This is a genomic window from Mesorhizobium sp. C264A (genome assembly GCF_040324515.1).
GTDB lineage: Bacteria > Pseudomonadota > Alphaproteobacteria > Rhizobiales > Rhizobiaceae > Mesorhizobium.
In genome coordinates this window covers 1,822,878-1,835,747 of record NZ_JAMYVY010000002.1, presented here as the reverse complement: position 1 = coordinate 1,835,747, position 12,870 = coordinate 1,822,878, and the positions used below count along the sequence as shown (strand labels likewise).

General features: G+C 63.6%; 16 protein-coding genes and 1 pseudogene. 13 read left to right on the top strand and 4 right to left on the bottom strand.

The window, feature by feature from the left end:
- Positions 1 to 3: 3 nt before the first annotated feature.
- Together ispG and NKL04_RS27990 are read right to left on the bottom strand one after the other, a co-directional pair.
- A pseudogene (gene ispG / locus NKL04_RS27995) lies at positions 4 to 1,245 on the bottom strand (flavodoxin-dependent (E)-4-hydroxy-3-methylbut-2-enyl-diphosphate synthase); the annotation flags it as partial.
- A gap of 297 nt (positions 1,246 to 1,542) precedes the next feature.
- Entirely contained in the window at positions 1,543 to 1,722 is a 180-nt protein-coding gene (locus NKL04_RS27990; protein ID WP_023684024.1) for a YdcH family protein, read from the bottom strand.
- A gap of 240 nt (positions 1,723 to 1,962) precedes the next feature.
- Here NKL04_RS27990 and NKL04_RS27985 point away from each other — a divergent pair, with 240 nt between their 5' ends.
- Positions 1,963 to 2,166 (top strand): YdcH family protein, encoded by a 204-nt coding sequence (locus tag NKL04_RS27985; protein ID WP_023673103.1) that lies wholly within the window; start codon positions 1,963 to 1,965, stop codon positions 2,164 to 2,166.
- A gap of 24 nt (positions 2,167 to 2,190) precedes the next feature.
- Here the strand turns inward: NKL04_RS27985 and NKL04_RS27980 are convergent, their stop codons facing one another.
- Entirely contained in the window at positions 2,191 to 3,006 is an 816-nt protein-coding gene (locus NKL04_RS27980) for an IclR family transcriptional regulator (RefSeq protein WP_023702771.1), read from the bottom strand.
- Between the two features lie 155 nt (positions 3,007 to 3,161).
- On the opposite strand from NKL04_RS27980, the gene NKL04_RS27975 reads away from it, so the two are divergent.
- From NKL04_RS27975 to NKL04_RS27940, 8 genes are all read left to right on the top strand, one after another.
- The gene (locus NKL04_RS27975; RefSeq protein ID WP_023702772.1) at positions 3,162 to 3,992 is read left to right on the top strand and encodes a transporter substrate-binding protein; all 831 of its coding nucleotides are present in this window, start codon (positions 3,162 to 3,164) and stop codon (positions 3,990 to 3,992) included.
- 69 nt (positions 3,993 to 4,061) lie between these two features.
- Positions 4,062 to 4,727 carry an amino acid ABC transporter permease gene (locus NKL04_RS27970; protein ID WP_023693641.1) on the top strand — a complete coding sequence of 222 codons (666 nt, stop codon included), beginning with the start codon at positions 4,062 to 4,064 and terminating at the stop codon, positions 4,725 to 4,727.
- Between the two features lies 1 nt (position 4,728).
- A complete protein-coding gene (locus NKL04_RS27965) occupies positions 4,729 to 5,379 on the top strand; it encodes an amino acid ABC transporter permease (RefSeq protein ID WP_023698475.1) in 651 nt (216 codons plus the stop codon).
- 4 nt (positions 5,380 to 5,383) lie between these two features.
- On the top strand, positions 5,384 to 6,202 hold the full coding sequence (locus tag NKL04_RS27960) for an amino acid ABC transporter ATP-binding protein (RefSeq protein ID WP_023698474.1): 819 nt from the start codon (positions 5,384 to 5,386) through the stop codon (positions 6,200 to 6,202).
- A gap of 117 nt (positions 6,203 to 6,319) precedes the next feature.
- Entirely contained in the window at positions 6,320 to 6,781 is a 462-nt protein-coding gene (locus tag NKL04_RS27955) for a RidA family protein (RefSeq protein ID WP_023702773.1), read from the top strand.
- Positions 6,782 to 6,801: 20 nt separating this feature from the next.
- Entirely contained in the window at positions 6,802 to 8,007 is a 1,206-nt protein-coding gene (locus NKL04_RS27950; RefSeq protein WP_023673110.1) for an aminotransferase class V-fold PLP-dependent enzyme, read from the top strand.
- Positions 8,008 to 8,081: 74 nt separating this feature from the next.
- Positions 8,082 to 8,579 carry a 5-(carboxyamino)imidazole ribonucleotide mutase gene (gene purE, locus NKL04_RS27945; protein ID WP_023708578.1) on the top strand — a complete coding sequence of 166 codons (498 nt, stop codon included), beginning with the start codon at positions 8,082 to 8,084 and terminating at the stop codon, positions 8,577 to 8,579.
- A complete protein-coding gene (locus NKL04_RS27940) occupies positions 8,576 to 9,652 on the top strand; it encodes a 5-(carboxyamino)imidazole ribonucleotide synthase (protein ID WP_023702776.1) in 1,077 nt (358 codons plus the stop codon). Before purE ends, NKL04_RS27940 begins: the two co-directional genes overlap by 4 nt.
- 38 nt (positions 9,653 to 9,690) lie before the next feature.
- On the opposite strand, the gene NKL04_RS27935 is transcribed toward NKL04_RS27940, so the two are convergent.
- Entirely contained in the window at positions 9,691 to 10,119 is a 429-nt protein-coding gene (locus NKL04_RS27935) for a lysozyme inhibitor LprI family protein (RefSeq protein WP_023702777.1), read from the bottom strand.
- A 242-nt stretch (positions 10,120 to 10,361) separates the two neighbouring features.
- On the opposite strand from NKL04_RS27935, the gene ykgO reads away from it, so the two are divergent.
- From ykgO to NKL04_RS27915, 4 genes are all read left to right on the top strand, one after another.
- Positions 10,362 to 10,487 carry a type B 50S ribosomal protein L36 gene (gene ykgO / locus NKL04_RS27930; RefSeq protein ID WP_006327841.1) on the top strand — a complete coding sequence of 42 codons (126 nt, stop codon included), beginning with the start codon at positions 10,362 to 10,364 and terminating at the stop codon, positions 10,485 to 10,487.
- Positions 10,488 to 10,600: 113 nt separating this feature from the next.
- On the top strand, positions 10,601 to 11,182 hold the full coding sequence (locus tag NKL04_RS27925; protein WP_023684032.1) for a tetratricopeptide repeat protein: 582 nt from the start codon (positions 10,601 to 10,603) through the stop codon (positions 11,180 to 11,182).
- Between the two features lie 149 nt (positions 11,183 to 11,331).
- A complete protein-coding gene (locus tag NKL04_RS27920; protein ID WP_023702778.1) occupies positions 11,332 to 12,399 on the top strand; it encodes an alpha/beta fold hydrolase in 1,068 nt (355 codons plus the stop codon).
- A 6-nt stretch (positions 12,400 to 12,405) separates the two neighbouring features.
- Positions 12,406 to 12,870 carry a hypothetical protein gene (locus NKL04_RS27915; protein WP_286461952.1) on the top strand — a complete coding sequence of 155 codons (465 nt, stop codon included), beginning with the start codon at positions 12,406 to 12,408 and terminating at the stop codon, positions 12,868 to 12,870.

Below are 12,870 nucleotides of genomic sequence, written 5' to 3'. Positions count from 1 at the left end.
CATCTATTCCGCTGCGGCTTTGCCGTGCTGTCCAAACCGCTGCTCGATATAGTCGGCGACCATTTTCTCGAAATCAGCTGCGATCGACGGGCCGCGCAGCGTCGCCGACTTCTTGCCGTCGACGAAGACGGGCGCGGTCGGCGTCTCGCCGGTGCCGGGCAGCGAGATGCCGATATCGGCGTGCTTGGATTCGCCGGGACCGTTGACGATGCAGCCCATCACCGCGACCTTGAGGTTCTCGACGCCGGGGTATTTCTCGCGCCAGACCGGCATGTTCTTGCGCAAGTCGGCCTGGATGTTCTGCGCCAGCTCCTGAAACACGGTCGACGTGGTGCGGCCGCAGCCGGGGCAAGCCGCGACGATCGGCACGAACTGACGGAAGCCCATGGTCTGCAGCAATTCCTGCGACACCTGCACCTCGCGGGTGCGGTCGCCATTCGGCTCCGGCGTCAGCGAGATGCGGATGGTGTCGCCGATGCCTTGCTGCAAAAGGATGCCCATGGCGGCCGACGAGGCGACGATGCCCTTGGAGCCCATGCCGGCTTCGGTGAGGCCGAGATGCAGCGCATGGTTGGAGCGGGTGGCGAGTTCGGTATAGACGGCGATCAAATCCTGCACGCCGCTGACCTTGGCCGACAGGATGATCTTTTCGCGGGCCAGGCCGATCTCTTCCGCCATTTCGGCAGAAAGAATCGCCGACTGCACGATCGCCTCGCGCGTCACCTCCTGCGCCGTCAGCGGAAAGCCTTGGCGCTGGTTTTCGTCCATCAGCCGGGTCAGCAACTCCTGATCGAGCGACCCCCAATTGACGCCGATGCGCACCGGCTTGTCATGCTTGATCGCCATTTCAACGATCGCGGCGAACTGGCGGTCCTTCTTGTCCTTGAAGCCGACATTGCCGGGATTGATGCGGTACTTGGCCAGCGCCTCGGCACAGGCCGGATGGTCGGCCAGCAGCTTGTGGCCGATATAGTGGAAGTCGCCGACCAGCGGCACATTGATGCCGAGCCGCTCGAGCCGTTCGCGGATGCGCGGCACGGCGGCGGCGCTCTCGTCCCGATCGACGGTGATGCGCACGATCTCGGAGCCGGCGCGATGCAAAGCCGCAACCTGCGCGACGGTCTGGTCGATATCGGCCGTGTCGGTGTTGGTCATCGACTGCACGACGACCGGCGCGCCGCCGCCGACGACCACGCCGCCGACATCGACGCCGACCGATGTCCGGCGCGCAAAGGGGAGGAAAAATACCCGGTCATGCCGGCAGCCTCTTGATCACCCGAGCGACATACGTCCACGTCGACGCACGCTCAAACAGCTATCAGCGCACAGCGCTGAGGTTCGGGCATGAGGTGGAGGAGCAAAGATGGCTTGTCAATGGCGACAGACAAGCAGAGCCGCCAAATCGCAGCAGCGCGGCGCCCCACAGACGGGTTTCGCCGGCCAACAGTATCGGAATCAGTAGCAAAAACAGGCCTCCGGCGGCATGTCGCCACCGGAGCGATAGTCACGCGCCAAGGCGGCGCTTCTAATCCTGGAAGGGCGTCAGTGTCTCGTCGGTTTCGCCTTCAGTTTTTCAATCTCGTCCTTGAGTGCCAGCTTGCGTCGCTTCAGATTCACGATTTCGAGGTCGTCGACCGATGGATGGTTCATCGCATCGTCGATCTCGCGTTCGATGTCACCGTGTTTCCGCTGCAACTCATCAAGATGGGATGCAAGAGACATGATTGGTTCTCCCTTTCATGGTTTTCCTCGATTGCAGCCGTCAAAGGCACGTCCACCGCAGGTCGCATCTGTGACGGCACCATGACAGTCTGCCACCATCCGGCTGCGATGTCGAATGCTGCGTGGTAGCATTCCACGACAATGTGATATGTGATATTGGCTGCGCGCCGGCGGCAATTGATGCCGCCCCCGCCCAATCATGCCCATTGCCGGGCGCCGCAGACATGCAGACGGTAGAGAATGTCCGACCAGGAAAAGGCCGATGTCCGCCTCGAATTTTCCCGCCTGAAGCAGGAGCATGCCGATTTCGACGCGGCCATCAATGCGATGATCGCCATGGGCTGCGACCCCTTGCAGATCCAGCGTATGAAGAAGAAGAAGCTTTTCCTCAAGGACCGGCTGATGGCGCTGGAAGACAAGATCATTCCGGACATCATCGCTTAGCCGACGGCCTCGGGGCCTAACTGCTCACCCCGCTATCGACAGCCGCGCCGCGCGATGGCGCAGCAACGTCAGCAATTCGTCGGTCTTCTCCGCTGAAGTGTCGATCGGCACCACCAGGCACATCGTCGCCTCGACCTTGCCGGCGGCCGCGAAGACAGGGGCGGCCAGGCATTTGGTGTAGGCGTCGACCAGCCCCGAAGTGATGCAATAGCCGGTCGTTCTGGCCGTCGCGATATCGGCAATGAAGTCGTCGAACTGCAGCCTGCGGCCGTCGGGCAGCAAAAGGTCGTCTTCCGAGACCATGTCCTGGATGGCGGCCCTTTCCAATCCGGCCAGAAGCAGCCGCCCCGATGCCGTCCATGGCAGCGGGATCTGCAGGCCGGTGGCCGAGCTGATGCGGAACGGCCTGGTGCCGGGGCTGGAATGGACGATGGTATAGCGCCCGCTTTGCAGCATGCACAATTCGGAGGTCTCGCCGGTCTCGCGCGACAGATTGTCGACCTCCTGCCGGCCCCGCCTAAGCAGGTCGTTGCCCCTGACATAGTCCATTCCATAGAGGTAGAGCTTCTTGCCGAAATAGACCCGGTTGCCGTCGCCCTCCATCTCCAGGAGACCCGCATCGACCAGCGAGCGCACCAGCGTATAGGCGGTGGAGCGCGGCGCATTCACCCCCTTGGCGAGATCGCCAATGCCGATGGCGCGCTGCGTAACATGCAGGAAGTCCAGGATCTCCAGCACCCGGTTGAGGCCCTTCTCGCGCGAGCCGGAGGTCTTGTCGGGCGTCGGGCTCTCGGCTGGACCAAGCTCCGCCCGATCCGTGAGGCCATTGCTGTCTTGCATAACTGATTCCTGATGTTAGTATCTGTCTTGTATAGGATACATGTGTCTATTGTAAGAGACAATCAGGTCGGCGACACGTGTGTCTGTAAGGGGAACTCAAACAACAGGAGGTCGCAGTGAACGACACATCCAAACGAGATTTTCTGAAACTGGGCATGGCCGGGCTCGCAACGGCGGGCGTGATGACCGTTGTCAGCGCCGAAAAGGCGGCGGCACAAGCCGCATCCGACAGCGTTCTGCGCACCGCGCTTGACCGCGGCAAGCTGATCGTCGGCACCGGCAGCACCAACGCGCCATGGCATTTCGAAAACGATGCCGGCGAGCTGGTCGGCATGGACATCACCATGGGCCGCATCCTGGCCAAGGGTCTGTTCGACGATCCGAGCAAGGTCGAGTTCGTCATGCAGGATCCGGCGCAGCGCATCCCCAATGTCACCACCAACAAGGTCGACATCACCATCCAGTTCATGACCATGACCGCGCAGCGCTCGCAGCTGATCCACTTCTCCAGGCCATACTATGTCGAGGGCGTCGCCCTGCTGACGCTGCCGACTGCGGAAAACAAGACCTTCGACAAGCTGCTCGCCGGCGGCTCGGCGACGCGCATCTCGATCCTGCAGAATGTCGATGCCGAAAGCTCGGTCCATTACGCCCTGCCGGAGGCGCAGGTGCTGCAGATCGACACCCAGGCCAATGTGCTGCAGGCACTGGAATCGAAACGCGCCGATGCCGCCGCCGTCGATCTTTCAACCGTGCGCTGGCTGGCCTCGCGCAACCCCGACAAATATTTCGATGCCGGCAAGAGCTGGTACTCGATGCTCTACGGCGCGGCGGTCAGGCAGGGCGACCTGGACTGGCTGACCTTCGTCAACCAGACCTTCACCATCGCCATGTTCGGCCATGAGACCGCACTCTACGACGCCGCCTTCAAGGACTATTTCGGCCAGGAGCCGCCGGCCCGCCATCCCGGTTTCCCGGTTGTCTGACAAGTGCTGGCGGAAGGGTTAGCCCTTCCGCCTTCTAGTTCGCATCCCCTTGGTTATTGCGGGAGACGCATGGGCTATACGCTCAACTTCAACCTGATCTGGCGCCATTTCGACAAGCTGTGGGGCGGCCTTCTGCTCAGCCTCGAGCTTGCCGTGATTTCGATTGCCATCGGCGTCGTCATCGGCCTGGTGCTGGCGGTCTGGTATGTCTCGGCCGGACGCGTGGTGCGCGCCATCATTGCGGCTTACGTCGAATTCATCCGCAACGTGCCGCTGATCCTGCTCGTCTATCTTGTCTTCTACGGCCTGCCGACGGTGATCGACGTCGCCTACGACGCGCCGACCTCGTTCGTGCTGACGCTGTCGGTCTATAGCGGCGCCTATCTGGTCGAGGTGTTCCGCTCCGGCCTCGAAGCCGTGCCGCGCGGCCAGCTCGATGCCGGCAAGGCGATCGGGCTCACGCCTTGGCAGCGGCTGGTTCATGTGCGCCTGCCGACCATGCTGCGCATCACGCTGCCGGCGCTGTCCAACACCTTCATCTCGCTGTTCAAGGACACGTCGATCGCCTCGGTGATCTCGGTGCCCGAGCTCACCTTCGGCGCCCAGTGGATCAACTTCAACACCTTCCGCATCGTCGAGGTCTATCTGGTGACGACGGCGATGTATCTGGTGACCGGCTACACCCTGCTCTTCGGGCTGCGGCTGGTCGAACGCCGGTTCAGGGCTGCGCGCTGACATGCTGAGCCAGATCCTCTACGCCGTACCGTTCCTCGCCCAGGGCTTCGCCATCACCTTGTGGGTGTCGCTGCTGGTCGTGGTGCTGTCGCTGATTGCCGGCGTCGCGCTCGGCGTCGGCCTGGTCTACGGCCCGGTGCCGCTGCGCTGGGCCGTGCGCATCTTCTCCGACACCATCCGCGGCATCCCGATCCTGGTGCTGATGTTCTTCGTCTATTACGGCCTGCCGGCCATCGGCCTGCATCTGCAATCCTTCTCGGCGGCGGTGCTGGCGCTGACCTTGTTCAAGACGGCGCAGGTCATTGAGTATCTCCGCGGCGCCGTCGGCTCCATTCCCAAGGGCCAGTCAGAAGCGGCGATGGCCATTGGGCTGACTTTTCGCCAGCGGCTCACCTACGTCATCTTTCCGCAGGCCTTCCGGCGCTTCCTGCCGCCCTGGATCAACGGCGTCACCGATGCGGTCAAGGGCAGCGCCCTGGTCTCGCTGCTCGGCATCACCGACCTGATGCAGGCGATCAATCAGGTCATCGGCCGCACCTATGAGGCGATGCCGCTCTACATCCTCGGCGCCTTGATCTATTTCGCCGTCAACTATGCGCTTTCCTACGCCAGCCGGCGGCTGGAACGGCGCTTTGCCTTCATCCGGGACTAGCACGATGGCCACAAGCTCGAACGACAATGCCGCCCTTCTCGACATTGCCGGGGTCTCGAAAGCCTTTGGTTCGGTCGAGGTGCTTCGCTCGGTCAGCCTCAAGGTGGACAGGGGCGAGGTGGTCACCGTCATCGGCCCTTCCGGCAGCGGCAAAACCACCCTGCTGCGCTGCGTCAACTTTCTCGAAAGCTACGACTCAGGCTCGATCCGCATCGACGGCAAGGAGGTCGGTTTTCGTGAGGCCGGCGCGCGCCAGCGGCGCAGCGAGCGCGACCTTGCCAAGCGCAGCGAGCGCGACCTTGCCAATATGCGCGCCGAAACCGGCATGGTGTTCCAGAGCTTCAACCTGTTTCCGCACCTCACCGCCGCCGGCAACATCATGCTCGGCCTCACCAAGGTGCGCGGCAAGAGCAAGGCCGAGGCGCGCCAGATCGCCGAGCATTGGCTGAGCCGCGTCGGCCTCGCCCACAAGGCCGACAGCCTGCCGGCGGAACTCTCCGGGGGCCAGCAGCAGCGCGTCGGCATAGCGCGGGCAGTCGCCATGGAGCCGAAGATCCTGCTGCTCGACGAGATCACCTCCGCGCTCGATCCCGAATTGGTCGGCGAGGTGCTGGCCGTTGTGCGCAGCCTGGCCGAAGACGGCATGACAATGGTGATGGTCACGCACGAGATGGCCTTTGCCCGCGACGCTTCGAGCCGCATTGTCTTCATGGCCGATGGCGGTGTCAGCGCTGTTGGCCCGCCGAAGGAGATCCTTGCCGAAGAGACCACCAATGAGCGCCTGCGCTCTTTCCTGGCGCGGTTCCGCGCCTCGCATTTCTGACATGGGCGGCCCAAAGCAATTCCAGGAAAAGTGTAAGCGGTTTTCCCGGGAAAAGCGCGAAGCGCTTTCCCTTGGGAATTGCGTAAAACAACAGGCCGGCCCAAGGAGAATTCTTCCATGACGCCTTACATCCGGCTCGCCGAGCTCGGCCTAACGCTGCCCGAGCCGCCGACGCCGATCGCCAATTTCGTCACCCATGCGGAAAGCGGCCGGCTGATCTTTCTTTCGGGTCAAGGGCCGCTGCGCGCCGACGGCACGCTGTACACCGGCAAGGTCGGCGAGGACGTCACCGTCGAGCAGGCCTATGAGCATGCCCGCCTCACCGGCCTCAACCTGCTCGCCGTCATGCACGCCGCCGCCGGCGATCTCGGCCGCATCGTGCGCGTCGTCAAATTGCTCGGCTTCGTCAATGCGACGCCGACCTTCAGCGACCACCCGAAAGTGGTCAATGGCTGCTCGGACCTGTTCGCCAGCGTCTTCGACAAGATCGGCGGCCATGCCCGCTCGGCGATCGGGGTCGGCTCGCTGCCTGGAAACATCACCGTCGAAATCGAAGCGGTCGTCGAGATCGCCGCCTGACCGTCAAGGGATTGCTGAACATGAAAACCTATTCCGACACCGGCTCCAACACCACGATCCGTGAACGGCTGGGACTGCGGCCGATCATCAACGTCTCCGGCACGATGACGACGCTCGGCGCCTCGATCATCGTTCCCGAGGCGATCAGCGCCATGGCCGAGATCGCCTCGCAATGGGTGGAGATGGACGATCTGCAGCGCGCCGCAAGCGTGATCACCGCCCGCCTCACCGGCGGCGAGGCCGGCTTCATCACCGCCTGCTGCGCCTCAGGCATCACAATGGCGATCGCCGGGGCGATGACCGGCACCAATTTGCTGGCGATCGAACGGCTGCCCGACGATACCGAAGGGCTGAAGTCCGAAGTCGTCATCCAGCTCGGCCATATCGTCAATTACGGCGCACCGATCGACCAGTCGATCCGCGTCGCCGGCGCCAAGGTCATTCCGGCCGGCACGGTCAGCGTCACGCAGGATTATCATGTGCGCGAGGCTATCAACGAGCGCACGGCGGCGGCGCTCTACGTCGTGGCGCACCACACCGTGCAATACGGCATGCTTTCCCTAGAGGAATTCTGCGATATCTGCCACGCCAGGGGCGTGCCGGTGATCGTCGATGCGGCTTCCGAATATGACCTGCGCAGCTTCCTGGCGCGCGGCGCCGACATCGTCGTCTACAGCGGCCACAAATTCCTTTCGGGGCCGACCAGCGGCATCGTCGCCGGCCGCAAGGATCTCGTCCGCGCCGCCTATCTGCAAAACCGTGGCGTCGCCCGCGCCATGAAGGTCGGCAAGGAAAGCATCGCCGGCACGATGGCGGCGCTCGAAGCCTGGGAAAAGCGCGACCATGCCGGCATCCGCCGACGCGAGGAAGCGGCGCTCCATCTGTGGAGGGATTCGCTGCAGGGAATACCCGGCATCGTCGCAAACATCATTCCCGACCCGACCGCCAATCCGCTCGACCGGCTGCAGATCTTCGTCTCCCCCGAAAGCCGCTTCAGTGCCGCCGGCCTCGCCTCGGCATTGGCGGCCGGATCGCCGCCCATCATCGTGCGCAACCACGAAGTCGAGCGTGGCCATTTCTTCCTCGACCCGTGCAACCTGCACCCAGGCGAGGCCGAGATCGTCGCCGAACGCCTCCGCGCCGTGCTCACCGCGGCCGACAGGCCGGCGGATGCGATGAGACAGCCGCGAAAGGATTCATCCGGCGCCCTGCGCTGGCCGGACTAGGCTGCGGCGGCCGCCATCCTTGCGGGCCAGCCCGAATTCCGCTAAGGCGCGCCTTTACCGCCGGGAGCATGCGCTTGACCGACCACCGCGCCGACGTCGCCATCATCATGGGCAGCCAGTCCGACTGGGCGACGATGCGCCACGCCGCCGAAACGCTGGAGGCGCTGGGCATTCCGCACAAGCGGCTGATCGTCTCCGCCCACCGCACCCCGGACCGCCTCTATGATTTCGCCAAAGGCGCCAAGGCGGCCGGCTACAAGGTGATCATCGCCGGCGCCGGCGGCGCCGCCCACCTGCCCGGCATGACGGCGGCGATGACGCCGCTGCCGGTGTTCGGCGTGCCGGTCGAATCGAAGGCGCTGTCCGGCCAGGATTCGCTGCTCTCCATCGTCCAGATGCCGGCCGGCATTCCGGTCGGCACGCTTGCCATCGGCAAGGCGGGTGCGGCCAACGCGGCCCTTCTGGCGGCCGCCGTGCTGGCGCTGCACGACGAAAAACTTGCCGCCCGCCTGGATGCCTGGCGCACCGCCCAAACCGCCAGGGTCGCCACCGAACCGACGGACGCGCCGTGAGCCTGCCCGCCGGATCGAGCATCGGCATCATCGGCGGCGGCCAGCTCGGCCGCATGCTGGCTGTTGCCGCAGCGCGCCTCGGCTACCGCACAATTATCCTCGAACCGCAGGCCGATTGCCCGGCGGCTCAGGTCGCCAACCGCCAGATCACCGCCGCCTATGACGATGCGGACGCCCTTGCCGAACTGGCGGCAGTCAGCGCCGTCGTCACCTACGAATTCGAGAATGTGCCGGTAGCGGCTGCCGGCGCGCTCGCCGCCAAGGTCCCGGTCTATCCGCCGCCCAGGGCGCTGGAAGTCGCCCAGGACCGGGTGGCGGAGAAGCTATTCCTGAACGGCATCGGCATCAGGACAGCGGATTTCCGCTCCGTCGACAATGACGACGAGCTGACGGCGGCGCTGAGAGAGTTCGGTGGCAGCGGCATCTTGAAAACCCGCCGCATGGGCTATGACGGCAAGGGCCAGCGCGTCTTCCGCAACATGGAGACGGGCGGCTTTGCCGGCACATGCGAGACCATGGGCAATGTGCCGCTGATCCTCGAATCCTTCGTCGCTTTCGAGCGCGAAATCTCGGTCATCGCCGCGCGCGGGTTGGACGGCGCGGTCGCCGCCTACGATCCGGCTGAGAACGTCCACCGCGACGGCATCCTGCATACCTCGACCCTGCCGGCCCAGATCAGGCTGGAGACGGCGGCGACGGCACAGGGGTCGGCAGCGAAAATCCTGGCGGCCCTCGACTATGTCGGCGTCATCGGCGTCGAGTTCTTCGTTCTTGCCGATGGCACGCTGCTGGCCAACGAAATGGCGCCGCGCGTGCACAATTCCGGCCACTGGACGGAAGCCGCCTGCATCGTTTCGCAATTCGAGCAGCATATCCGCGCCATTGCCGGCCTGCCGCTGGGCAACCCTGGCCGGCATTCAAACTGCATCATGGAAAACCTGATCGGCGACGATGTGCTGCGCGTACCCGCTTTGCTCGCCGAGCCCGATCTGATGCTGCATCTCTACGGCAAGGCGGAAGCGCGCCCAGGCCGCAAGATGGGCCATTTCACGCGCATCAGCCGCCGTAGCTAAGCCATTCCGGCACTTTGCGCGAGGGCGTGGCTCGAGCCCTATTGCAACTCGTCGTTCAGATCCCCGTCCTCGTCGGGGCTGGCGCAACTCGCATCGCCTTCCCTACAATTGGCGCCCGCGGTGAGCTGTTTGATGCGCTGGTCCGTCAGTTCGGTCAGGCATTGTGAAACCTCCATCGGATGGATGGAGCCGCCCTCGCTGTCTGTCGTCGTATAGGCGCATTCGGCGTCGCGGAAGGCGATCCAGGCGCGTTGCGCGACCTGCAGCAGCTTCCTGCCCTTGTCGTCGTTGCGACCGACGAGATCCTTGTAGGCCTGGTTGAGCTTGGCATCGGCGGCCCGATAGTCCTCGCCGGCGCAGATGTTCATCATCTGCTGGCTGTCGTCGTTGCGGTCGCATTCCTGCGCCTGCGCGATGGAGGCGGCTGCCAGAACGGCAAGGCTCGCGGACACAAACAACAGGCGCATAGAGGTCTCCAAATCGGCTTGCGGGTGCCGCACCATTCCAGCCCGCCTTCGGCCGCGCAATGGCGTGGAGCCGAGATGGCGGATATTTGATGGCCAAAGCCATTCTCGGCCTCTATCCAGCACGCTTGCGGTTGACACGGGCAAGGCTCCTCGTTTATGAGCCACCGCAAGTTCAAAGGCGCGCTTTTCAGGCGCGCCTTAATAATTCGGCCCGGACAGGGCCCAGACCGACGGGCAAGACCATGAAGATCAAGAATTCGCTCAAGGCGCTGAAGGCGCGTCACCGCGACAACCAGCTGGTTCGCCGCAAGGGCCGCGTCTACATCATCAACAAGACCGCTCCACGCTACAAGGCGCGCCAGGGCTGAGTGTTCGGCCGGAGGCTCGTTGCCTCCGTCCATACGATGGTAATTGCCTGGTTCCAGGCACTTTCACGCTAATTTCAGTTTGACGATCCGCCGTCCGGGGTTAGATTCCGGCGATGCGGATTCTTTTTGCATTTTTGGCGACCCTGTTTCTTTTCGGCGTCGCTCCGGCGTCGGCGGACGATCCGCCGGCAAAGCCGCCGGTTGCCCTGACCAGGGAAGCCAGGCTCGACCAACTGTTTGCCGAGCTGAAGCGCGAGCGCAACGAAAAGGCGGCCGAGCGCATCGCCGGGCGCATCTGGGGCGAATGGTTCCAGTCCGGCAGCGCCTCGATCGACCTGATGATGCAATGGTCGCAAAAGGCGATGGACGACCAGAAGTTCGACGTCGCCCTCGACTTCCTCGACCAGGTCGTCATCCTGCAGCCAAAATATGCCGAAGGCTGGAACCGGCGCGCCACCGTCCATTACATGATGAAGAATTTCGGGAAATCGATGTCCGACATCGACCAGACGCTGCAGCTGGAACCGCGCCATTTCGGCGCGCTTTCCGGCCTGGCCCAGATCATGGCCGCCACCGGCCACAAGCAATCGGCGCTTGAAGCCTGGCAGAAGGTGCTTACCATCTATCCGATGATGCGCAGCGCCCAGGACCAGGTCGCGGCAATTTCGGAAGAGCTTGCCGGCGAAGGAATTTGATTAGGCAGTAGGAATTAGGGATTAGTGAGTAGTCAGTAGAGAAGATTGGTCGAGACACCACCTCCCTACTCCCTACTCCCTACTCCCTACTCCCTACTCCCTACTCCCTACTCCCTAGAACTTATCCCTCCACCCCCGTATCTCCGCGCATGAACATCATTTACGCCGCCTGTGCTTTGCTCCTCGCGCTCGTCTTTGCCTTGGCCGGTGTCACCCGCGCCGGCGCGTGGCTGATCGAGTGGCGAAACCCGCCGGCCGGCGAATTTGCCGACATCGACGCCACCCGCATCCACTATGTCCACGTGCCGGCGCCGCAAAATGCCGAGCTTCCGGCGATCGTCTTCATCCATGGCGCCAGCGCCAATCTCAGGGATCAGATGCTGCCGATCAGGCCTTTGCTCGAAGGCCGCGCCGAAATGGTCTTCCTCGACCGGCCTGGCTTCGGCTGGTCGGAACGCGGCCCCGGCAACAATGAGAGCCCGTCGGCGCAGGCCAACACAACTGCCAAGCTGATGGACCGTCTCGGCATCCACAAGGCGGTCATCGTCGGCCATTCCTTCGGTGGCGTGATCACCGCCGCCTTTGGCCGCGAGCACCCCGACAAGACGCTCGGCCTGGTCTTCCTGTCGCCGGTCAGCCACCCCTGGCCGGGCGGCGCGACCGCCTGGTACTACAAGCTGACCGCCACCCCCATCATCGGCTGGCTGTTCTCGGAGACATTGACCTATCCGGCAGGCACGCTGCAGATGGACAGCGCCACGGCCTGCGTGTTTTCTCCCAACAAGGTGCCGGAAGGCTATGTCGGCAATGCCTCGATTCCGCTGGTGCTGCGTCCCGGCGCTTTCCGCGCCAACGCCATCGATGTCGCCGGCCTCTACGACTATACGCTGAAGGCCGCGCCGCATTACCGCGACATCACAGCGCCGACGATTGTCATCTCGGGCGACCGCGACAAGGTGGTCTATGCCTCGATCCATTCGGTCGGCCTGGTCAGGGACATCCCCGGCGCCGAACTGATCTGGGTCCACAATCTGGGCCACAAGCCGGATTGGATCGCGCCAGACCTCGTCGTCGGTGCCATCGAAAAAGTCGCCGGCAAGGTCGTCGACCTGCAGGCAATGGCAAAAACCGTGGAAGCACGCATCGCCGGCGATGCCTACAACGATGCACAGTGCCCCGACATTACGGTGCCCGACGCGCAACTCGCCCCGACGTGACGGCGCATGTATGTCCTGAAGCACGGAATCAAGAAAAACCCCGAAGCGTTCTGGGCGCTACCGGATCGCATCTTCTTCGGCTACGGCGCCTGCCACATCCTTGCGGGCACCTTCCTCAGCCATCCTCCCCTGGACGGATTCTACGGCGAACGGATCATTCCGGGCGAGGATTTCTACGGCAACCATATCTACATGACGAACGGCGTGATCGCCTTCGACTATCACGGCTATTCCAGCCGAGAGCGGCTTCTGCAGCACCACGGAAGGGGATGGGCTTCGCATAGCGCAGGCTGGCACTGCACGCTGGAAAGGGTCGATTTCGACCTGCTCGACACCGCCGACCTCAACCGGCGAAAGATGCGCGGCCCGGATCAGTATCTCTATGACCCACTCCCTCGCGCACACCGCTTCCTTCAGCGTATCGATCACGCCGAAGGTGCGGCAAGAGCGCTGCGAACTGTGATGAGTTGA